Origin of the sequence: Bradyrhizobium sp. IC4060 (genome assembly GCF_020193715.1) — a bacterium.
Classification (GTDB): Bacteria; Pseudomonadota; Alphaproteobacteria; order Rhizobiales; family Xanthobacteraceae; genus Bradyrhizobium; species Bradyrhizobium yuanmingense.
Genome location: NZ_JADYVJ010000001.1, coordinates 562,959 through 583,346 on the forward strand (window position 1 = coordinate 562,959; position 20,388 = coordinate 583,346).

Sequence of the window (20,388 nt, forward strand, 5' to 3'; positions counted from 1 at the left end):
TATCAGCACATCTGAAACCCGCGACTCGCGCTCCCCATGGCCAAATCCACACTGTCCTTCGTCTGCCAGAACTGCGGCGCGGCCTATAACCGCTGGCAGGGCAAGTGCGAGTCCTGCGGCGAGTGGAATACGCTGGCGGAAGAAGACACCAGCGGCAGCGTGCCGGTGTCGATCCGCTCCAAGCGCAAAGGAAGGACCTTCGCGCTGGAGAGTCTCGCCGGCAAGAGCCCGGATGCGCCGCGCCTGTCCTCGGGGATGACCGAACTCGACCGCGTCACCGGCGGCGGCTTCGTGCGCGGCTCGGTGCTGCTGGTCGGCGGCGATCCCGGAATCGGCAAGTCGACGCTGCTGACGCAGGCGACCAGCCTGCTCGCGCGCGCCGGCCACCGCGTCGTCTACATCTCCGGCGAAGAGGCGGTCGCCCAGGTGCGCCTGCGCGCCGAGCGGCTCGGGCTGTCGGACGCGCCGGTGCAGCTCGCGGCCGAAACCTCGGTCGAGGACATCGTCTCGACGCTGTCGGAGGGCGCGGTGCCCCGGCTGATCGTGATCGACTCGATCCAGACCATGTGGACCGACACGGTGGAATCGGCGCCTGGCACGGTGACGCAGGTGCGCGCCTCGGCGCAGGCGCTGATCCGCTTCGCCAAAAAGACCGGGGCCGCCATCATCCTGGTCGGCCACGTCACCAAGGACGGCCAGATCGCCGGCCCCCGCGTGGTCGAGCATATGGTCGATGCGGTGATGTCGTTCGAGGGCGAAGGCTCACAGCAATTCCGCATCCTGCGCGCGGTGAAGAACCGCTTCGGACCGACCGACGAGATCGGCGTGTTCGAGATGACGGGCCTCGGCCTGCGCGAGGTCACCAACCCCTCCGAGCTGTTCCTGTCCGAGCGCGACCTCGGCACGCCCGGCACCGCGGTCTTTGCCGGCATCGAGGGCACGAGGCCCGTGCTGGTCGAATTGCAGGCACTGGTGGCCCCGACCTCGCTCGGCACCCCGCGCCGGGCCGTGGTCGGCTGGGATCCGAGCCGGCTCTCAATGGTGCTGGCGGTGCTGGAGGCCCATTGCGGGGTCAAGCTGTCCGGCCACGACGTCTATCTGAACGTTGCCGGCGGCCTTCGCATCCACGAGCCCGCGGCCGACCTCGCCGCCGCCGCGGCCCTGGTGTCGTCGCTGGTTAATGCGCAGTTACCCACCGATGCCGTCTATTTCGGCGAAATCTCGCTGTCGGGCGTGGTGCGCCCGGTGGCGCAGACCCCGGCCCGGCTCAAGGAAGCGGCAAAGCTCGGCTTCCAGCGCGCCGTGCTGCCCGAATCGGCACGGGGCGATGCGGGCGGCGATGCCGGACTGTCCCTGAACGCGGTGAACAGCCTGACGACATTGGTGGCCGAGATCGCAGCGCGGGGCTCCCGCCGGGGCGAATCCGGTGCACAGCCAGAGAAAAATGCCACACCGGCCAGATTCCGCCGCGGAGAGGGTTAGGTGGAGGTGACGCCGGAGGCCTCCGCCGCTATACAGCCGTCACAAAAGCAGCATGGGATTGCGTGGTTGCGGCCTTGCCGGGAACGCCGTCTGCCCTTCTTTTAGGGCAGCGGCCAAGCACCGATTCGCTAGAGCACCTTTGAAGTACGAGCGGACCAGACCAGCCGATGCCAGTAACCATCCTCGACCTGATCCTGCTCGGTGTGATGCTGATCTCGGGCCTGCTCGCGATGGTTCGCGGCTTCATGCGCGAAATCCTGTCGATCGCGGCCTGGGGTGCCGCGGCGATCGTGACGCTGTATTCGTTCTCGAAGCTGCTGCCGACCGCCAAGACCTATTTCAACAACGACACGGTCGCGAGCGTCGTCGTGGTGGCCGGCGTGTTCATCGGCACCCTGGTCGTGGTCTCCGTCATCACGGTCCGGATCTCCGACATGATCCTGGATTCGCGGATCGGCGCGCTGGATCGGACCCTCGGCTTCCTGTTTGGGCTGGCTCGCGGGCTTTTGATCGTCGTGGTCGCGTTCCTGTTTTTCACCTGGCTGGTGCCGGACAAGCAGCGCCCCGACTGGGTCAGCGGGGCCAAGTCCCGCGTGGTGCTGCAGGGAACCGGGGATTGGCTGATGGCCCTCTTGCCTGACGACCCCGAGAACACCATCTTGAAGAGATTCAAGAAAAACAAACCAGATGATGATCAAGCTGAATCCGAGCAGCAGCCTTCGGGCAGTGGCGACGGGTACAGTAAGTCGGCTCGTGACGGCATGAAAAAGCTGATCGAGAAACCTGCGGCGCGTTGATAGGGCCCCAAAAGAGAGGCGAGAACGAGATGCGACACCCTGACCAGGACGCCCTGCTTGATCTCGATCCAAACGCCGGTCCAGGCCCGGCGGCGCTTGAGCTTCAGGACGATCTGGAAGGCGATACGCTGCGCGAGGAATGCGGCGTCTTCGGCATCTACGGCCACCCTGATGCGGCCGCCATCACCGCGCTCGGCCTTCACGCGCTCCAGCACCGCGGCCAGGAGGCCGCCGGCATCGTCTCCTACGACGGCAGCCGCTTCCACTCCGAACGCCGCCTCGGCCTCGTCGGCGACACCTTCTCCCGCCGCGAGGTGATCGACCGCCTGCCCGGCAATGTCGCGGTCGGCCATGTCCGCTACGCCACGACCGGCGCGACCATCCTGCGCAACGTGCAGCCGCTGTTCGCCGAGCTCAATGCCGGCGGTCTCGCGGTCGCTCACAACGGCAACCTCTCCAACGGCCTGACGTTGCGCCGCGAGCTCGTCAAGAACGGCGCGATGATGCAATCGACCTCCGACACCGAGGTGATCCTGCACCTGGTGGCGCGCTCCAAGCGCGTCCGCTTCATCGAGCGCTACATCGACGCGCTGCGCGAGATCGAGGGCGCCTATGCGCTGGTCTCGCTGACCAACAAGAAGCTGGTCGGCGCCCGCGATCCGCGCGGCATCCGCCCGCTGGTGCTCGGCGAGCTCGACGGCTGCCCGATCCTGACTTCCGAGACCTGTGCGCTCGACATCATCGGCGCCCGCTTCGTGCGCGACATCGAGCCCGGCGAAGTCATCGTGTTCGACGAGAACGGCCAGGACATCCACAAGCCGTTCCCGCCGATGGCGCCGCGCCCCTGCATCTTCGAATACATCTACTTCTCGCGGCCGGATTCCATCGTGCACGGCCGCTCGGTCTACGAGGTGCGCAAGAATTTCGGCGCGCAGCTCGCGCGCGAGAGCCACGTTCCGGTCGACGTCGTGGTGCCGGTGCCGGATTCCGGCGTGCCGGCCGCGGTCGGCTACAGCCAGTATTCCGGCGTGCCGTTCGAACTCGGCATCATCCGTAACCATTATGTCGGCCGCACCTTCATCCAGCCGACGCAGGCGATCCGCGAATCCGGCGTGCGCATGAAGCATTCGGCCAACCGCGCCGCGATCGAAGGCAAGCGCATCATCCTGATCGACGACTCGCTGGTGCGCGGCACCACCTCCAAGAAGATCGTGCGCATGATGCGCGATGCCGGTGCCAAGGAAGTGCACTTCCGCCTCGCTTCGCCCCCGATCCTCTATCCCGATTATTACGGCATCGACCTGCCCGACCGCGGCGGCCTGCTGGCGGCGACGCATTCGCTGGAGGAGATGCGCGAGCTCATCGGCGCCGACTCGCTCGCCTTCCTGTCGATCGACGGCATGTACCGCGCCATGGGCGAGCCAGGCCGCGACCCCGCCAATCCGAAGTTTGCCGATCACTGCTTCACCGGCGTCTATCCGACCCACCTCACCGACCAGACCCAGACCGAGCCGCAGCCGCGGCAATTGTCGCTGCTGGCCGAGGCGAGCTGACCAAGGATCGTCCCCGGGGGCTCATCGGAGACTTCTTTTCGTCATGGCCGGGCTTGTCCCGGCCATCTTCGTCTGTAATACCCGCCGCAAAGAACGTGGATGCCCGGGACGAGCCCGGGCATGACGGAAGTATTCGACGATGACCAAACCTCTCGCCAACCGTATCGCTCTCGTCACCGGCGCCTCGCGCGGCATCGGTTTCGCCACGGCAATCGCACTGGCGAAAGCCGGCGCGCATATTGTGGCCACCGCACGCACGCAAGGAGGGCTGGAAGAGCTCGACGACGAGATCCGCAAAGACGGCGGCAGCGCCACCCTGGTGCCGCTCAACCTCACCGATTCCGACGGCATCGCGCGTCTCGGCGCCGGCCTGCACGAGCGCTACGGCAAGCTCGACATCCTCGTCGGCAATGCCGGCGTGCTCGGCCCCTCCTCGCCGATCGGCCATATCGAGCTGAAGACCTTCAACGACGTGATGGCGGTGAACGTCTCCGCGAACTTCCAGCTGATCCGCTGCATGGAACCGCTGCTGAAGCAGTCCGATGCCGGCCGCGCCGTGTTCATCACCTCGGGTGCCGCCAACAAGGCCACCGCTTACGTCAGCCCCTACGCGGCCTCCAAGGCCGCACTGGAGACGCTGGCACGTGCCTGGGCGCAGGAAACCGCAAACACGAAGCTGCGCGTCAACCTGTTCAATCCGGGCCCGGTGCGCACCCGCATGCGGGCCACCCTGATGCCCGGCGAGGATCCGGCGACGCTCGACACGCCCGAGCAGGTCGCAGAATTCATCGTGCCGCTGTGCGCGCCCGACTGGACCGAGACCGGCAAATTCTACGATTACAAGACCCGCACCCTGATGAGCTTCCGCGCGCCGGCCTGATTGCCCTCCGACGCCTTGGACGTCATGCCGGCGGTAATGTCCGTACCGCCGAGTTCGATACCGGAAAGCACATTTAGAATTTCAAGCCGACATCGAACGCGCTGAAATAGCGTCTCAACGCATTTTGCCCAAAAGTTAACCGATGGATGACGCTACGACGCAGCGTCATCCGGCTTTAGGTGCATTGCCGTCGGCCATGGGACACGGTAGAGCGTCAATTGGAATAAGGCTCCCGAAGAGAGCCGTCCGCATATTTGACAATGGAGGAAGCCTTTATGACGATGCCCGCACGCCGCGCCGCGGCTCTTCTGGCCTGTGCCGCTTTCGGCTTTGCCACATCCGCCTTCGCGCAAGACAAGACCATCAAGATCGGCGTGCTCAACGACATGTCGAGCCTCTATGCCGACATCGGCGGCCCGAACTCGGTGGCGGCAGTGAAGATGGCGGTCGAGGATTCCGGCCTGAAGGCCAAGGGCTGGACCATCGAGGTGCTCTCCGGCGATCACCAGAACAAGCCCGACATCGGCGTCAACATCGCCCGGCAATGGATCGACGCCGACAAGGTCGACGCCATCGCCGACACGCCGAGCTCCGGCGTCGCGCTCGCGGTGAGCAACCTCGTCAAGGAAAAGAATGCGGTGCTGCTCAATTCGGGTGCGGCCACCGCCGACCTCACCGGCAAGGCCTGCACGCCCAACACCGTGTCCTTCACCTACGACACCTACATGCTCGCCAACGGCACCGGCAAGGCGCTGACCAAGGCGGGCGGCGACAGCTGGTTCTTCCTCACCGCGGATTATGCCTTCGGCCATGCGCTGGAGCGTGATACCGGCGCGGTCGTCACGGCGACCGGCGGCAAGGTGCTCGGCGGCGTCAAGCATCCGCTGAACACGGCCGACTTCTCCTCCTTCCTGCTGCAAGCGCAGTCCTCCAAGGCCAAGATCATCGGCCTTGCCAATGCGGGCGGCGACACCACCAACGCGATCAAGCAGGCCGCCGAGTTCGGCATCGTCCAGGGCGGCCAGAAGCTCGCCGCGCTGCTGCTGTTCATCAACGACGTGCACTCGCTCGGCCTGAAGACCGCGCAGGGCCTGACCTTCACCGAGTCGTTCTACTGGGACCTCAACGACCAGACCCGCGAATGGTCGAAGCGTTTCCAGAAGGTCTCGCCCAAGGGCTCGATGCCCTCGATGACGGTTGCGGGCCTCTACGCCGAGATCCTGCATTACCTGAAGGCGATGGAAGCGCTCGGCAGCAATCCGCGTGACGGCGCCAAGGTCGTCGCCAAGATGAAGGAGCTACCGACCGACGATCCGCTGTTCGGCAAGGGCCCGCTGCGCCAGGACGGACGCCGCCTCATCCCCGCCTATCTGTTCGAGGTGAAGAAGCCCGAGGAGTCGAAGGGGCCGTGGGACTATTACAAGCTGGTCGCCACCATCGCGCCGGAAGATGCGGCCAAGCCGCTCAAGGACAGCGACTGCCCGCTGGTGAAGAAGTAGGATCGTAGGGTGGGTTAGCATGCGGCTGCGCAAAGCGCAGTCCGCTGGCGTAACCCACCTCTTCCGCCTCCGCGGAAATGAAAGAGGTGGGTTACGCCTCACGGTTTGCGCTTCGCGCGAACCGCGAGGCTAACCCACCCTACGAGACTGTCCTGGTCGCACCCAGCGACCGCACCGCGATCGCCACGCACACCACCATCAGCACCGCGGCGAGCAGGAACGGGGCGCCGGGCAGATGCAGCGGCGCGCTGGCGCCGATGAAATAGGAAAATGTCAGCGTGAACAGGAACGGGCCGACGAGCTGCGACACGCTCTGCACGCTCGCGGTTGCGCCCTGCAGCTGGCCCTGCTGATCCGGCGCGACGAGCCGCGTCATCAGCGCTTGCGAGGCGGCACCGGAGATGCCCCACAGCGCCAGAATGGGAATCCCGAGCCAGGATAGCGGTCCGGTCGGCGCAGCGCCGAGGACCACGAATCCGATCGCGCCGCAGCAGAGGCCGAGCAGGAGCGCGTTGCGCTCGCCGAGCGCATGCACGATGGGGCCGATCGCAAAGCCCTGCACCACCATGGCGCAGATGCCGACCATGGCGAGCGTCAAGCCCACCGTCTTGGCATCCCAGCCGTAGCGATAGGTCGCGTAGAGCACGAAGGTCGAGGGCAGCACGACATGGGCGACCTGCGCGATGAAGTTGACGATCGACAACGCGGCAAGCAGCGCGTCGGAGCGCAGCAGATGCAGCGCCCCGAGCGGACTGGCGCTGCGCCAGCGCAGCGGCGCGCGCTTGTCGGGCGCAAGCGACTCCGGCAGCACGAACAGGCCATAGAGCGCGTTGGCGAAGCTCAGGGCCGCCGCGGCCCAGAACGGCAGGCGCGGATCGATATCGCCGAGCAGGCCGCCGAGCGCTGGCCCCAAGATGAAGCCGGCGCCGAAGGCCGCACCGATCCGGCCGAAGACCGCCGCACGCCGTTCCGGCGGCGTGATGTCGGCGATATAGGCGAAGGCGGTCGAGATGCTCGCCGAGGTGATGCCGGAGATCACGCGGCCGATGAACAGCCACGCAAGCGACGGCGCCAGCGCCATCAAGACGTAGTCGGCTGCGAGCCCGAAATTCGACAGCAGCACCACCGGCCGGCGTCCGAAACGATCGGACAGCGCACCAAGCACCGGCGAGAACACGAACTGCATCAAGGCCCAGGCGGTGCCGAACAGGCCGAAAATGCGCGCGGCATGTGCGGTGTCGTCGTCGACGAAGCTTTCGATCAGCTTCGGCAGGACCGGCATGATCACGCCGAGCGCGACCATGTCGAGCAGGATGGTGACGAAGATGAAGGCGACCGCGCCGCGCGGGGCCGGCGCTGCGTCCTGCACCACCGCCTCGCCGGCACCGTCGCTCACGATGCCCGCTTGCGCTTGTGCGCGAAGGGATTGGCCTTCTCGCGCAGCGTGATGCGCACCGGCGTGCCCGGCAGCTCGAAGGTCTCGCGCATGGAATTGGTGAGATAGCGCAAGTAGGATTGCGGCACGGCGTCGGCACGCGAGCAGAACAACACGAAGCTCGGCGGCCGGGCCTTGGTCTGCGTGATGTAGTTCAGCTTCAGCCTGCGGCCGGAGACCGCCGGCGGCGGGTTGGCCTGGATCGCCTGCTCGAACCAGCGATTGAGCGCCGAGGTCGGCACGCGCCTGTTCCAGATCGCATAGGCGTCCTGGATCGCCTGCATCAGGCGATCGATGCCCTCGCCCATCAAGCCCGAGACGGCGACGATGGGCACGCCCTTGAGCTGCGGCAGCCAATGATCGGCATCGCGGCGCAGGCCGGAGATCGCGCCGCCGCCCTTGGTCTCCATCAGATCCCATTTGTTGACGGCGAGCACGACCGCCCGTCCCTCGCGCTCGATCAGGTCGGCGATGCGCAGGTCCTGCTCCTCGAAGCGGTTCTGCGAATCCATCATCAGCACGACGACCTCGGCAAAGCGCACCGCGCGCAGTGCATCCGCAACCGACAGCTTTTCCAGCTTCTCCTCGATACGCGAGCGCCGGCGCAGGCCCGCGGTGTCGAAGACGCGGAAATCGCGGCCCTTCCAGTTGATCTCGACCGCGATGGAATCGCGCGTGGTGCCGGCCTCGGGGCTCGTCAGCAGGCGCTCCTCGCCGAGCAGATGGTTGATCAGCGTCGACTTGCCGGCATTGGGCCGGCCGACGATCGCGACCCGGATCGGGCGCGTCGCGGCCTCTTCCTCCGAGATCGGCGCGTCGTCCTCATCGTCATCTTCCTCGACGGGTTCGGGCATTAGCTTCGCGAGCGCATCGTAGAGCTCGCCCATGCCCTCGCCGTGCTCGGCCGAGATCTGGATGGGATCGCCGAGGCCGAGCGCGAACGCTTCCATCGCGCCGGCATCGCCGTGCTTGCCCTCGCTCTTGTTGGCGATGAGCAGCACCGGCTTGTCGGCCTTGCGGGCGAAATCGGCGAAGGCGCGATCGGTCGGCGTCAGGCCGATGCGGGCATCGATCACGAAGAACAGCGCGTCGGCCTGCGCGATCGCGGTCTCGGTCTGCTCCTGCATGCGCGCGGTCAGCGAGCCCTTGGCGCCCTCGTCGAGGCCGGCGGTATCGATGATGGTGAAGCGGAGATCACCGAGCCTGGCCTCGCCTTCGCGGCGGTCGCGGGTGACGCCCGGCAGGTCATCGACCAGCGCGAGCTTCTGCCCAACCAGGCGGTTGAACAGCGTCGACTTGCCGACATTGGGCCGGCCGATGATGGCGATCGTGAAGGACATCGGTCATTCGTGCGCTGCCGGGGCTGCGCCTGTCAATGCAACGGGGAATATTGTTTGAGCATGATCTTTTCGGAAAACCGCTTCACACTTTGCGCTAGCGCGGCCCTCCGGGTCCGGATCATGCTCTAGCGCGAGAAGCTGCCGCTCGGCAGCGGTGCCGGGAAGGCGCTCTGCGATTGCTGCTGCGGGGCCTTGGTCGGCTGCGCCTGCTGGGTCGGCTGCGCCTGCTGGGCCGGCTGATCCGGCGGCGGCGCGGTGGTGCGCCTGCGGACGATCTTGTGCTTGGGCGGCGGAGCGGACGTCGCTGGTGCTGCCTCCGGCTGGGCCTCGCCGTCGACCTCGCCGACGGGTGCTTCGGCCGGCGCAGCGGACTGCTTGGTATTCTTTGCCTTGGCCCCCTTTGCCGGCTTGGCCGGCTCCGCAGGCAGGGCCGCGACGGCAGGTGCGTTCGGGTCGGGCTGCTGCTGTGCGCCTTTGTAGAGATCCCTCGGCACGCCCTGCTCGAGCCCCGGCACCCCCTCGGGGAAGACCGGCTTGCGGTCGCCCGGCAGCTTCTTCTTGGTGTCGAGGAAGTCGAGCAGATCGCTCGGATCGAAGCTGGAGCAGCCGCCCAGGGCGCCGGTGAAGGCGATCAGGACGGCGGCTGCGATCAAGCGTGGCGTGCGGCGCATCTTGGTGTCTCGTTACGTCAGAGAACCGTCGTCAGCTTTTGGCGACGGGTGGCAACAAAGCCTGGAGCGCCTCGGCGCGAGAGCGCAGGCCGGGCGGCGTTTCGCCGTCTCCGTCAATCGCCTCGAGCCATTTGCGGGCTGCAGTCATGTCGTTGTTACGCCAGGCCGACAGCGCCAGCATCTCGCGGGCGGTGTGGCGGAAGGTCGATTTCGGCGCGGCGGAAGCTTCCAGCCGCTGCTGGATGTCGGCATAGCCGGCGCTGTCGAGCAGGAGCCCCGCGGCGCGGATCTTGGCCAGATCCTGCCACTCGCCGCCAATGCTGCGGTCGGCGGCGATGTCGTCATACATCTTCGCGGCCGCCTTGGGATCGCGGCTCGCGGCCTCGGCCGCAGCACGCAGCCGCGCCAGGGTGCGATAGCCGGACGGCGCCTTGGCGGCGAGCTCGGTGAAGGCCTTCTCGGCGTCCTCGTGCTTGCCCTGCTCGGACAGCTCGGCGGCCTTCTCGAAAGCGGCACCGGCCGCGGCGGCCTTCTGGGCCTCCAGGTACCTATAACCCTGCCAGCCACCGGCGCCGGCGACGATCAGCACCATCAGCGCGATGAAGTAGATCGAATACTTGTCCCACAGCTTCTTGAACTGTTCGCGACGTACTTCCTCGTTGACTTCGTCAAATAATTCAGACACTTATGCCAATCCCATGCCCGTCCGGGTGCGCGCGCCAAAGCGTTCGCGTCAGGAATCCCGTCCCCGTGTGGCGGCGAGGTAGCCTAACGATATGGCGGTGGCAAGGCAAAGCGAGCCCGATCAAGGCGTTAACCACCCGGGACATCCCGGATGCCCCTGCCCGGCTCAAGCTCCCAGCAGCTCCCGCAGCTGTCGCTTCAGCACCTTGCCGTTGGCGTTGCGCGGCAGGGGGTCTGTCGTGATCGCCATGGTTTCGGGAACCTTGTAGTCGGACAGGCGCTCGGCGCACCAGGCGCGCAGGTCCGTATCGGTCACCGGCTGTCGCGTCACCACCACGGCGTGGACGCGCTCGCCCAGCACCGGGCAAGGCCTGGCAATGATCGCGCTCTCGACCACGGCGGGATGGCCGGCCAACACGGATTCGACCTCGGCCGAATAGATCTTCAGGCCGCCGCGATTGATCATGTCCTTCTGCCGGTCGAACACGCGAACGAAGCCTTCCGCATCGACCGAGCCGAGATCACCTGAATGCCAGAATCCGCCCGTGAAGCTTTCGACGGTGGCCTTCGGGTTATTCCAGTAGCCCCTGATGACGGAGGCGCTCTGGATCCAGAGCTCGCCGATCTCGCCGGGAGGCAGCTCGCGCCCGTCCGGGCCCATCACAGCGATGCGCGCGCCGGGACACGGCAGACCGACGCTGTCGATGTGGCGCTCGGTCAGCTCGCCCGGCATGATGGTCGAGGGCGAGGTCGTCTCGGTCGCGCCGTAGCAGTTCATCAGCTTCAGGCCGGGAATCTTCGCCTTGAGCTTCTCGATGGTGGCGACCGGCATCGGCGCGCCGCCGAAGCCGCCGATCCGCCAGCTCGACAGATCATAGCCGTCGAAATCGGGCTGGAGCAGGCAGAGATTGTACATCGCCGGCACCATCACCGTGTAGGTGACGCGCTCGCGCGCGGCGAGCTTGAGGTAATCGGCGGCCTTGAACTCGGGCATGATGATCAGCGTCCCGCCGCAGCGGATCATCGTCGTAATGTTGGCGACGACGCCGGTGACATGGCCGAGCGGCACAGCTGCGATCGAGCGATCGACCTCCGTCAATTGCAGGCAGGACACGAACACCATGGAGGAATGGACGATGTTGCAATGGGCCAGCATCGCGCCCTTCGGCTTGCCCGTGGTGCCGGAGGTGTAGAGGATCATCGCGGTGTCCTCTTCGCTCACCTCGATCGGTGCCGATGCCGGAGCGTTTTCGGCGAGCGAAGAGAAGCTCGACCGCGCGGCATCGTCATCGATGGCAATGCGATGGATCACATCGGGCACGTCCTTTGCGTCGGGCAGTCGCTCGGCGAGCGAGGCCTCGTGGATCAGGATCTTCGCGCCGCAATCGGCGAGCACATAAGCGATCTCCGGCTTCTGCTGGCGCGTGCTGAGCAGCACGGTCACCAGCCCTTCATGCGCGGCGGCAAACAGCAGCAGCGGAAATTCGATGCGGTTGCCGAGCAGGATGGCGAGGCGATCGCCGCGCTGCAATCCTAGCTTGCGAAATCCGGCGGCGATCCGCGCGGCCTGCTCCATTGCTTGCCGCCAGCTCAGGCGGACATTGCCGCAGATCAACGCTTCGCCATCGGCATTGCGGCCGCGCGCCTCCGCGATCATCGCCCAGAGGCTCGATGGCCGATCGCAAAATGCCGGCATCACCCGATCGCCAAAGCGCGCCTCGCGCCGCATCGGCGGGATCTGAAATTGCGACCAGTCCATTGGGATGCCCTCGGCTTGTTGCTCTCGTTATCTTCCCCGCACGGTCAGGCGAGCCCCGTCTTGCGCCGATCGGCTAGACCCCGATCACGGGCACACCGATCACCACCGGATGGAAGGCGAAGGCCAGGGCCAGATAGGCGACCACGCCTACCGCGACCGCGATCAGATCGTTGGTGGGGCCGCCGACCGGAATCGGCGGGGCGCCGGCGTCGGTGCGAGCTTTGAGCGAGATGCGGTCATAGACCGCCCAGGCGAGGAACGAGCCGAACAGGACGATGGAGCCGAGATCGCCATTGGCGAGCAGATGCGCCGCCGCCCACAGCTTGATGCCGGCCAGCATCGGATGCTTCAACGTCGCATAGATGCGGCCACGCATGTAGGACGCCACCACGAGGATGACTGCAGGCAGCATCAAGGCCAACGCGATGTGCTTCATCGCCTTCGGCGGATACCAGACGTCGATCCAGCCGGAGCTGCGGTAGTGGGCATAGCCCCAGATGATCAGCGCCAGCCCCGCGAGTGAGACCGCCGAATAGAGGAGCTTGTAGGTCCCCTCGCCCAGCCTCGCGATCGCCTGCGCGCGGGCCTTCCGTCTGGTTGTGAAAATATGGGATGCAAAAAACAGCACCAGCCCCAGGATCATGACCAGCAGACCCACGACATCCTCCCCGCAAAGCAGCCCCCGCCACTGAGGTATCATCGATCGGCCGATGCTCGCAACTCGCGCGCTATTTGCCGAGCTCCCGATTGTCGACATAACGGATCGCGATGGGCCGCCCGGCCAACGCCCCGCCGAGCCCGCTGGTCAATTTCAGCGGCAGACAGGCCTTCAACGATGCATTGATGGCGTTCAGATAGGTCGTCCGGGTGTCCGCCGGCACGCCCGCAGTCGCGTATGTGAGGCGCGGCGGGCCGATCAGGCCGCCGGTCTTGTTGAAGCTGAAGCGCACCGACATCTGCATGCCTGCGCGCGCATGGTCCGATGGCGGCGACCAGCAGCTGCGCAGCGCGGCGAAGAGGTCGCCGATCGTGTCGAGATCGTGATCGGGCTTCCGGTATTTGGCGCGGTCGGCCTCGGCAGGCACGCTCTCGATCGTGAGCTGGAGGTTCTGGCCGTAAGGGTAGTCGATCTCGGGAATACAGGGGCCGGGCTCGAGCGGGCTGCAATAGGATGGCGTGCAGGGCTCGCCGTCGAGCACGCTGCAAGGCTCGTGCGCGAACGGAATCGGATTGATCTGGCGTCGCTGCGCGTCGGCGGCGATCGAGGTCATTGCCAGCAAGGCAAGAACAAGAATGCAGCGCCACATGTACCGGGACCGCAATGGCATTTGCAACAGGTGGCGACGGCTATGAAAGCTTCAAGGCTGGCCGCGATGGTTCGCTTCACTCGACAATCTGATCCGCTTGCGCCACCAGCGTGGGCGGTAAATTCAGCCCCAACGCATTGGCTGTCTTGAGATTGAGCAGGAACTGGAATTCATTCGGTTGCTGGACTGGCAGGTCTGCGGGACGGGTTCCTCTCAAGACGCGGTCGACATAATCCGCCGAGCGACCGATGAGCTGCGTAATCGAGACTCCGTAAGACATCAGCCCGCCGTCCGTGACGAAGGACGGGAACGGATACATCGCCGGCAGACGATGCGCGGCCGCCAAGTTCAGAATCAATTGCCGATGAACGAGTGGAAATGCGTCGGGAAAGATCAGCAGCCCGCCGTCTGGCTGCTCTGCAAAGCGGGAGATCGCCTGTTCGAGCTCGGCGGCGTTGTGCGCCGGCGCCGGAACGAGCTGGAGCTGGACTGCCGGAATGGCCGCCTGCACAGACGGCATCAAGATCATGGGCGCCGTTCGCGGATTGAAGATTGCGGCAACCCTCCGTATCGCGGGTGCCGCCTGCTTGAGCAATTGCAGCCACTTGCCCGCCATTTCAGGCTCGAAGGTCGTGAAGCCCGTGATATTTCCGCCCGGCTTGCCCAGACTTTGAACGAAACCGGCACCCACGGGATCGGCAACGACCGTGAAGATGATCGGCAAGGTCGGCGCACGTCGCCTCAGGGCTTCCACAGAGGGAGTGCCGATTGCCAGAAGCACATCCGGCCCCCACTTCACGAGCTCCGCCGCCTGGGCATCGGCAACATTCGGATCGCCGGCCCACCAGCGATACTCGATATGGATGTTGCGCTCCTGTTCCCAACCGAGTTCACCCAGACGCTGTCTCAGTTTCTGGTAGCCGGCCTGGCTCTCCGGATCGCTCGACCTGCCTCCCGCCAACACACCGATCCGCCGCACATTCCCCTGCGCGGATGTGCTCAGCGGATAGGCCGCCGCGCCTGCAACGAGCATGATGAATTCGCGCCGCCTCATGACCGTCGACCTCGCTGTCCTGCTTCACGGAAAAGGTCTGGGAAACATTACCCCTTCTTCTTGACATCCTTGACGTTGCTGAACTCGATGCCCTCGGCGCGCTCCCGGGTGTAGCCGAGGTAGAACTCGTTCCGGGCGAGATAGACGGGATCGCCATCGACATCGTCGGCGATGCTCGAATTGTTGGCGGCGATGAAGCTGTCGAGCTTCTTGCGGTCCTCCGAGGAGACCCAGCGCGCCAGCTGGAACTCGCTGACCTCGAATTCGACCGGCAGCGAATATTCCGCCTCGAGCCGGGCCTTGAGCACGTCGAGCTGCAGCGCGCCGACCACGCCGACCAGCGCCGGGGCGCCGTCGCGGGGTCGGAACACCTGCACCACGCCCTCTTCCGACATCTGCTGCAGCGCTTCCTTCAGCTTCTTCGCCTTCATCGCGTCGGTGAGACGGACACGGCGGACGATTTCCGGCGCAAAGCTCGGCACGCCGACGAAGTTGAAATCCTCGCCCTCGGTCAGCGTATCGCCGATGCGCAGCGTGCCGTGGTTGGGAATGCCGACGACGTCGCCGGCGAAGGCTTCGTCCGCGACCGAGCGGTCCTGCGCGAAGAAGAATTGCGGGCTCGACAGCGGCATGCTCTTGCCGGTGCGCACGAGCTTGGCCTTCATGCCGCGGCTGAGCTTGCCCGAGCACAGGCGCGCAAACGCGATGCGGTCGCGGTGGTTGGGATCCATGTTGGCCTGGATCTTGAACACGAAGGCGCTCATCCTGGGATCGGTGGCCTCGACCTTGCGCTGGTCGCTGTCCTGCGCGCGCGGCTCGGGCGCAAACTTGCCGAGGCCCTCCAGGAGGTCTCCGACGCCGAAATTACGCAGCGCGCTGCCGAAATAGACCGGCGTCAGATGTCCCTCGCGGAACGCGTCCAGCTCGAACGGCTTCGACGCCTCGGTGACGAGCTCGAGCTCGTCCTTCACGGCGGAGACGTCGAGATTGGCGTTGAGCTTGGCGAGCTCTTCGATCTCGATCTCGAGCGCCGCGCCGGTCTTGGCGCCGCCGCCTTCGAGCAGGCGCACGCCGCCATTGACGACGTCATAGGTGCCGAGGAAGTCGCGGCCGCGGCCGACCGGCCAGGTCATCGGCGTGGTGTCGAGCGCCAGCGTCTTCTCGATCTCGTCGAGCAGCTCGAACACGTCGCGACTCTCGCGGTCCATCTTGTTGATGAAGGTGATGATCGGGATGTCGCGCAGACGGCACACCTCGAACAGCTTTCGGGTGCGCGCCTCGATACCCTTGGCCGCGTCGATCACCATCACGGCGGAATCGACCGCCGTCAGCGTGCGATAGGTATCTTCCGAAAAGTCCTCGTGGCCCGGCGTGTCCAGCAGGTTGAAGACGAGGCCCTCGAACTCGAAGGTCATCACCGAGGTCACCACCGAGATGCCGCGTTCGCGCTCGATCTTCATCCAGTCGGATCGCGTGTTGCGCCGCTCGCCCTTGGCCTTGACCTGGCCGGCGAGGTTGATGGCGCCGCCGAACAGCAGCAGCTTTTCGGTCAGCGTGGTCTTGCCGGCGTCGGGATGGGAGATGATCGCAAAGGTCCGCCGCCTCGCCACCTCGGCGGCAAGCGGGGAACGGGCCGGCGATTCGGCTGTGGTGGCGGCGATGTCGGACATGGCGGGAGCGTGTGGCAGGGAAAACGGGCCTGATCAAGCCTCATTTGGTGATTGCGAAGGTGTCCGGCCAGCCCCATATCCCCCTTTTGGGAGGACGACCTCCCTGCCCATCAGCACACCAGCCGCGGGGACGACCCTGCCTTGAATGGAGGGTCGTCATGGCCTGGAGCATCCTGTTCGTCGCCGGTCTCCTCGAGATCACCTGGGCCATCGGCCTGAAATACACCGAGGGCTTTAGCAAGCTTGTCCCGTCCGCGGTCACGCTCGCGGCCATGGCCGGCAGCGTCATCCTGCTCGGATTTGCGCTCAAATCCCTGCCCGTCGGAACCGCCTATGCGGTCTGGACCGGCATCGGCGCGGTCGGCACCGCGACGCTCGGCATGGTTCTGTTCGGCGAGCCGGCGACGGCCTTCCGCCTCGCCAGCATCGGCCTGATCGTCGCCGGCATCATCGGACTGAAGCTCGTCACTTGACGAGCTGGACCACCCACCAGGTCAGCGCGGCCACGATGCCTGAGGCCGGGATCGTGATCACCCAGGCATAGACGATGGAGCTTGCGACGTTCCAACGCACGGCCGAGACGCGGCGGGCGGCGCCGACGCCGACGATGGCGCCGGTGATGGTGTGGGTGGTCGAGACGGGAACCCCGAGATAGGTCGCCATGAACAGGGTCACCGCGCCCCCGGTCTCGGCGCAAAAGCCCTGCATCGGGGTCAATTTCGTGATGCGCAGGCCCATGGTGCGAACGATGCGCCAGCCGCCCATCAGCGTGCCCAGCGCCATCGCCGCCTGGCACGACAGCACCACCCAGAACGGCACCGAGAACTCGCTGCCGAGATGGCCCTGCGAATAGAGCAACACCGCGATGATGCCCATGGTCTTCTGCGCGTCGTTGCCGCCATGGCCGAGCGAATAGAGCGAAGCGGAGACGAATTGCAGGATGCGGAAGGCGCGGTCGACCGCGAACGGCGTCGAGCGCACCGAGGCCCAGGACACGATCGCAACCAGCGCCATTGCGAGCAGGAAGCCAACCAGCGGCGACAGCACGATCGCCAGCACGGTCTTGGACAGGCCGCTCCACACCGCGGCCGAAATACCGGCCTTGGCCAAGCCGCCGCCGACGAGCCCGCCGATCAGCGCGTGCGACGACGACGATGGAATGCCGAGCGCCCAGGTCACGAGGTTCCAGACGATGGCGCCGACGAGGGCTGCGAAGATCACCTGGGCGTCGACGACCGCGGGATCGATGATGCCGGTGCCGATGGTCTGGGCGACGTGCAGCCCGAACACCAGGAACGCGATGAAATTGAAGAACGCGGCCCAAAACACCGCGAATTGCGGCCGCAGCACTCGGGTCGAGACGATGGTCGCGATCGAATTGGCGGCGTCGTGCAGGCCGTTCAGGAAGTCGAACAGCAGAGCGACGGCGATCAAGCCGACCAGGACGGGAAAAGCCAACGCAGCATCCACGGCGAGGCCCCTACGCTTTGCGCATGATCTCCGCGCAAACGCGTTCCGCGTTCGTCGCGAAGGAAAACCGCTGCACACTTTTCCGGATCATGCTCTAAACTTGCTCAATGACGATGCTGTTGATTTCGTTCGCAACGTCATCGAAACGGTCGGCCACCTTCTCGAGATGGTCGTAGATCTCGACCCCGACGATGAAATCCATCGCATTGCCGTCGCGATGCTTGAGGAACAGCTCCTTCAGGCCGATGTCGTGGAGATCGTCGACACGGCCCTCAAGCTTGCCGAGCTCCTCGGTGATCGCGGTCAGCATGGCGACGTTCTTGCCGATCTCCTGCATCAGCGGCAGCGCACGGCCGACCAGATTGGCGCATTCGATCAAGAGTCCGCCGATCTCGCGCATCGGCGGCTCGAAGCTGCGCACCTCGAACAGCATCACGGCCTTGGCCGTCTGCTGCATCTGGTCGATGGCATCGTCCAGCGACGTGATCAGGTTCTTGATGTCGCCGCGGTCGAACGGGGTGATGAAGGTGCGGCGCACCGCCGTCAGCACCTCGCGGGTGATATTGTCGGCGTCGTTCTCGAACTGGTTGACGCGCTGGCAATAGACCGGCGTCTCCTCGCCCCCGTTGAGCATGCCCTGGAGCGCGACCGCGCCCTGGATCACGGTCTGGGCATGGCGGTCGAACAGGTCGAAGAACCGCTCTTCCCTGGGCAGGAACGCACGAAACCATCGCATCATGGGGACAAACTACCGGTTGGAAAATGGTCAGGCCCGCAAGGGCTGTCACAAAACTGTCATAGACCATTTTCGATCCGCGCGCGTGTCGCCTCACGCCCGCGGAGCCGGATCATCCACCGCTTTCATGCATCAATGAAACTGATGCAATACCAGTTACTTAGAGCGATCGCCGGAAGTAATGCGCGATTTCGCCGACGACGCCGCGGCGGAAGGTGAGCACGCAGACCACGAAGATCGCGCCCTGGATCACCGTCACCCACTGGCCGAAGCCGGCCAGATATTGCTGCATGGCGATGATCACGAAGGCGCCGACCACGGGACCGAAAACGGTGCCGAGCCCGCCGACCAGCGTCATCAGCACGACCTCGCCCGACATCGTCCAGTGCACGTCGGTCAGCGAGGCGTTTTGCGCCACGAACACCTTCAGCGCACCGGCAAGGCCGGCGAGCGTCCCCGACAGCACGAAGGCCAGGAACTTGTATTGGTCGGTGCGGTAGCCGAGCGAGATCGCGCGCTGCTCGTTCTCGCGGATCGACTTCAGCACCTCGCCGAACGGCGAGTTGATGATGCGGAAGATCAGGAGGAAGCCGGCGAGGAAGCCGACCAGCACGACATAGTACAGCACCGTCGGCTTGGACAGATCGAGCACGCCGAACATGCGTCCCTGCGGGATGCCCTGGATGCCGTCCTCACCATGGGTGAACGGGGCCTGGAGATAGATGAAGTACAGGAGCTGCGACAGCGCCAGCGTGATCATCGAGAAATAGATGCCCTGGCGTCGGATCGAGATGTAGCCGGTGACGATCGAGAGCACGAACGCCGCGGCGACGCCGACGAGAATGCCGAGCTCGGGCGGCAGCGCCCAGACCTTCAGCGCATGCGCGCTGCAATAGCCGGCCGTGCCCAGAAACATCGCGTGGCCGAACGACAGCAAGCCGCCATAGCCGACCAGCAGATTGAAGGCGCAGGCGAGCAGCGCAAAGCATAGCGCCTGCATCACGAAGAACGGATAGACGCCCGTGAACGGCACCGCTGCGAGCAGCAGCGCCATCAATGCGAATACAATCATCTCGTCGCGCATTGCGCGCGGGGTCACAGGAAGCGTGTCGTCCGTCAGGGTTGTCATCTCAGGCCGCCCTTCCCGTCAATCCCGTCGGCTTCACCAGCAGCACCAGCACCATCAGCACGAACACGACGGTGTTGGAGGCCTCGGGGTAGAAATACTTGGTCAGGCCCTCGATCACGCCGAGCGCAAAGCCGGTGATGATGGAGCCCATGATCGAGCCCATGCCGCCGATCACCACCACCGCGAACACGACGATGATGAGGTCGGCACCCATCAGCGGCCGCACCTGGTTGATCGGCGCCGAGAGCACGCCGGCGAGCGCGGCAAGGCCGACGCCGAGACCGTAAGTGAGCGTGATCATGCGCGGCACGTTGATGCCGAAGGCACGCACCAAGGTCGGATTTTCGGTCGCGGCGCGCAGGTAGGCGCCGAGCTGCGTCTTCTCGATCAGGAACCAGGTCGCAAGGCACACCGCCAGTGAGAACACGACGACCCAGCCGCGGTAGATCGGCAGGAACATGAAGCCGAGATTCATGCCGCCCCTGAGCTGGTCGGGAATGGCGTAAGGCAGGCCCGAGGAGCCGAAATAGTTCTGGAACACGCCCTGCACGATCAGCGCGATGCCGAAGGTCAGGAGCAGGCCGTAGAGATGATCGAGCCCGGTCAGCCATTGCAGCATGGTCCGTTCCAGGATCATGCCGAAGATGCCGACGATGATCGGCGCCAGCAGCAGCGCCCACCAATAGTTGATGCCGCCGAGGTTCAACAGGAAATAGGCGACGAAGGCGCCCATCATGTAGAGCGCGCCATGGGCGAAATTGATGATGTTGAGCATGCCGAAGATGACGGCAAGCCCGAGACTGAGCAGCGCGTAGAACGAGCCGTTGATCAGTCCCACCAGTAGCTGAGCGTAAAGAGCCTGCATCGATCCCGCACCCGGTCCCTTCTCGTCGTTCCCCAAAAGCAAGCCGGCGCCGTTGCG

19 protein-coding genes are annotated in these 20,388 nt (G+C 65.4%); 6 read left to right on the forward strand and 13 right to left on the reverse strand.

All coding sequences use genetic code 11. The features are described 5' to 3' along the window. Positions 1–36: 36 nt before the first annotated feature. The 5 genes from radA (at position 37) to I6F16_RS02800 (ending at position 6,211) form a co-directional block, all read left to right on the forward strand. Positions 37–1,482 (forward strand): DNA repair protein RadA, encoded by a 1,446-nt coding sequence (gene radA, locus I6F16_RS02780; protein WP_036022683.1) that lies wholly within the window; start codon positions 37–39, stop codon positions 1,480–1,482. A gap of 167 nt (positions 1,483–1,649) precedes the next feature. Next, positions 1,650–2,279: a CvpA family protein gene (locus tag I6F16_RS02785; RefSeq protein ID WP_036000794.1), complete on the forward strand. Its 630-nt coding sequence runs from the start codon at positions 1,650–1,652 to the stop codon at positions 2,277–2,279. A gap of 29 nt (positions 2,280–2,308) precedes the next feature. Beyond that, complete coding sequence (gene purF, locus I6F16_RS02790) at positions 2,309–3,832, forward strand: amidophosphoribosyltransferase (RefSeq protein WP_225112248.1); 1,524 nt, start codon at positions 2,309–2,311, stop codon at positions 3,830–3,832. A 139-nt stretch (positions 3,833–3,971) separates the two neighbouring features. Then, positions 3,972–4,712 (forward strand): SDR family NAD(P)-dependent oxidoreductase, encoded by a 741-nt coding sequence (locus I6F16_RS02795; RefSeq protein WP_225173422.1) that lies wholly within the window; start codon positions 3,972–3,974, stop codon positions 4,710–4,712. 281 nt (positions 4,713–4,993) lie between these two features. Then, entirely contained in the window at positions 4,994–6,211 is a 1,218-nt protein-coding gene (locus I6F16_RS02800; protein WP_050991666.1) for an ABC transporter substrate-binding protein, read from the forward strand. A gap of 139 nt (positions 6,212–6,350) precedes the next feature. Here I6F16_RS02800 and I6F16_RS02805 read toward each other — a convergent pair whose 3' ends face one another. From I6F16_RS02805 to I6F16_RS02845, 9 genes are all read right to left on the reverse strand, one after another. Further along, positions 6,351–7,607: a TCR/Tet family MFS transporter gene (locus I6F16_RS02805; RefSeq protein WP_225112246.1), complete on the reverse strand. Its 1,257-nt coding sequence runs from the start codon at positions 7,605–7,607 to the stop codon at positions 6,351–6,353. Continuing rightward, positions 7,604–8,986: a ribosome biogenesis GTPase Der gene (der, locus tag I6F16_RS02810; protein ID WP_225112245.1), complete on the reverse strand. Its 1,383-nt coding sequence runs from the start codon at positions 8,984–8,986 to the stop codon at positions 7,604–7,606. The genes I6F16_RS02805 and der overlap by 4 nt, the downstream gene beginning before the upstream one ends. A 125-nt stretch (positions 8,987–9,111) precedes the next feature. Continuing rightward, positions 9,112–9,657, reverse strand: a complete 546-nt coding sequence (locus I6F16_RS02815; protein WP_225173423.1) for a hypothetical protein — start codon at positions 9,655–9,657, stop codon at positions 9,112–9,114. A gap of 31 nt (positions 9,658–9,688) precedes the next feature. Then, positions 9,689–10,342, reverse strand: coding sequence for a tetratricopeptide repeat protein (locus tag I6F16_RS02820; RefSeq protein ID WP_036022675.1), 654 nt, complete (start codon positions 10,340–10,342; stop codon positions 9,689–9,691). Positions 10,343–10,507: 165 nt separating this feature from the next. Then, positions 10,508–12,100 carry a class I adenylate-forming enzyme family protein gene (locus I6F16_RS02825; protein WP_225112243.1) on the reverse strand — a complete coding sequence of 531 codons (1,593 nt, stop codon included), beginning with the start codon at positions 12,098–12,100 and terminating at the stop codon, positions 10,508–10,510. Positions 12,101–12,173: 73 nt separating this feature from the next. Continuing rightward, a complete protein-coding gene (locus tag I6F16_RS02830; protein ID WP_036022669.1) occupies positions 12,174–12,758 on the reverse strand; it encodes an NnrU family protein in 585 nt (194 codons plus the stop codon). A gap of 70 nt (positions 12,759–12,828) precedes the next feature. Further along, the gene (locus I6F16_RS02835; RefSeq protein WP_036022667.1) at positions 12,829–13,407 is read right to left on the reverse strand and encodes a hypothetical protein; all 579 of its coding nucleotides are present in this window, start codon (positions 13,405–13,407) and stop codon (positions 12,829–12,831) included. A 76-nt stretch (positions 13,408–13,483) separates the two neighbouring features. Next, entirely contained in the window at positions 13,484–14,461 is a 978-nt protein-coding gene (locus tag I6F16_RS02840) for an ABC transporter substrate-binding protein (RefSeq protein ID WP_225112242.1), read from the reverse strand. Between the two features lie 47 nt (positions 14,462–14,508). Beyond that, the gene (locus I6F16_RS02845) at positions 14,509–16,131 is read right to left on the reverse strand and encodes a peptide chain release factor 3 (RefSeq protein ID WP_036022662.1); all 1,623 of its coding nucleotides are present in this window, start codon (positions 16,129–16,131) and stop codon (positions 14,509–14,511) included. A 158-nt stretch (positions 16,132–16,289) separates the two neighbouring features. Between I6F16_RS02845 and sugE the strand changes: the two genes are divergently transcribed. Next, positions 16,290–16,604, forward strand: a complete 315-nt coding sequence (sugE, locus tag I6F16_RS02850; RefSeq protein ID WP_036022660.1) for a quaternary ammonium compound efflux SMR transporter SugE — start codon at positions 16,290–16,292, stop codon at positions 16,602–16,604. Here the strand turns inward: sugE and I6F16_RS02855 are convergent. The 4 genes from I6F16_RS02855 to I6F16_RS02870 all read right to left on the reverse strand — a co-directional run bounded on the left by I6F16_RS02855 (position 16,597) and on the right by I6F16_RS02870 (position 20,331). Then, on the reverse strand, positions 16,597–17,601 hold the full coding sequence (locus I6F16_RS02855; protein ID WP_036022657.1) for an inorganic phosphate transporter: 1,005 nt from the start codon (positions 17,599–17,601) through the stop codon (positions 16,597–16,599). The two genes, sugE and I6F16_RS02855, sit on opposite strands and share 8 nt — an antisense overlap. A 94-nt stretch (positions 17,602–17,695) precedes the next feature. After that, entirely contained in the window at positions 17,696–18,340 is a 645-nt protein-coding gene (locus tag I6F16_RS02860; protein WP_036000836.1) for a DUF47 domain-containing protein, read from the reverse strand. 157 nt (positions 18,341–18,497) lie between these two features. After that, a complete protein-coding gene (locus I6F16_RS02865; RefSeq protein WP_036000840.1) occupies positions 18,498–19,466 on the reverse strand; it encodes a branched-chain amino acid ABC transporter permease in 969 nt (322 codons plus the stop codon). 1 nt (position 19,467) lies between these two features. Beyond that, positions 19,468–20,331, reverse strand: coding sequence for a branched-chain amino acid ABC transporter permease (locus tag I6F16_RS02870; protein WP_036000843.1), 864 nt, complete (start codon positions 20,329–20,331; stop codon positions 19,468–19,470). Positions 20,332–20,388: the final 57 nt, after the last annotated feature.

What these genes read in the sequence shown, in the direction of transcription:
- I6F16_RS02785 (WP_036000794.1), top strand. Translation starts at nt 1,650, where the DNA reads ATGCCAGTAACCATCCTCGACCTGATCCTGCTCGGTGTGATGCTGATC.
- I6F16_RS02860 (WP_036000836.1), bottom strand. Translation starts at nt 18,340, where the DNA reads ATGATGCGATGGTTTCGTGCGTTCCTGCCCAGGGAAGAGCGGTTCTTC.
- I6F16_RS02795 (WP_225173422.1), top strand. Translation starts at nt 3,972, where the DNA reads ATGACCAAACCTCTCGCCAACCGTATCGCTCTCGTCACCGGCGCCTCG.
- I6F16_RS02835 (WP_036022667.1), bottom strand. Translation starts at nt 13,407, where the DNA reads ATGTGGCGCTGCATTCTTGTTCTTGCCTTGCTGGCAATGACCTCGATC.
- I6F16_RS02815 (WP_225173423.1), bottom strand. Translation starts at nt 9,657, where the DNA reads ATGCGCCGCACGCCACGCTTGATCGCAGCCGCCGTCCTGATCGCCTTC.
- I6F16_RS02845 (WP_036022662.1), bottom strand. Translation starts at nt 16,131, where the DNA reads ATGTCCGACATCGCCGCCACCACAGCCGAATCGCCGGCCCGTTCCCCG.
- I6F16_RS02840 (WP_225112242.1), bottom strand. Translation starts at nt 14,461, where the DNA reads ATGAGGCGGCGCGAATTCATCATGCTCGTTGCAGGCGCGGCGGCCTAT.
- purF (WP_225112248.1), top strand. Translation starts at nt 2,309, where the DNA reads ATGCGACACCCTGACCAGGACGCCCTGCTTGATCTCGATCCAAACGCC.
- I6F16_RS02800 (WP_050991666.1), top strand. Translation starts at nt 4,994, where the DNA reads ATGCCCGCACGCCGCGCCGCGGCTCTTCTGGCCTGTGCCGCTTTCGGC.
- I6F16_RS02870 (WP_036000843.1), bottom strand. Translation starts at nt 20,331, where the DNA reads ATGCAGGCTCTTTACGCTCAGCTACTGGTGGGACTGATCAACGGCTCG.
- I6F16_RS02825 (WP_225112243.1), bottom strand. Translation starts at nt 12,100, where the DNA reads ATGGACTGGTCGCAATTTCAGATCCCGCCGATGCGGCGCGAGGCGCGC.
- der (WP_225112245.1), bottom strand. Translation starts at nt 8,986, where the DNA reads ATGTCCTTCACGATCGCCATCATCGGCCGGCCCAATGTCGGCAAGTCG.
- I6F16_RS02865 (WP_036000840.1), bottom strand. Translation starts at nt 19,466, where the DNA reads ATGACAACCCTGACGGACGACACGCTTCCTGTGACCCCGCGCGCAATG.
- sugE (WP_036022660.1), top strand. Translation starts at nt 16,290, where the DNA reads ATGGCCTGGAGCATCCTGTTCGTCGCCGGTCTCCTCGAGATCACCTGG.
- radA (WP_036022683.1), top strand. Translation starts at nt 37, where the DNA reads ATGGCCAAATCCACACTGTCCTTCGTCTGCCAGAACTGCGGCGCGGCC.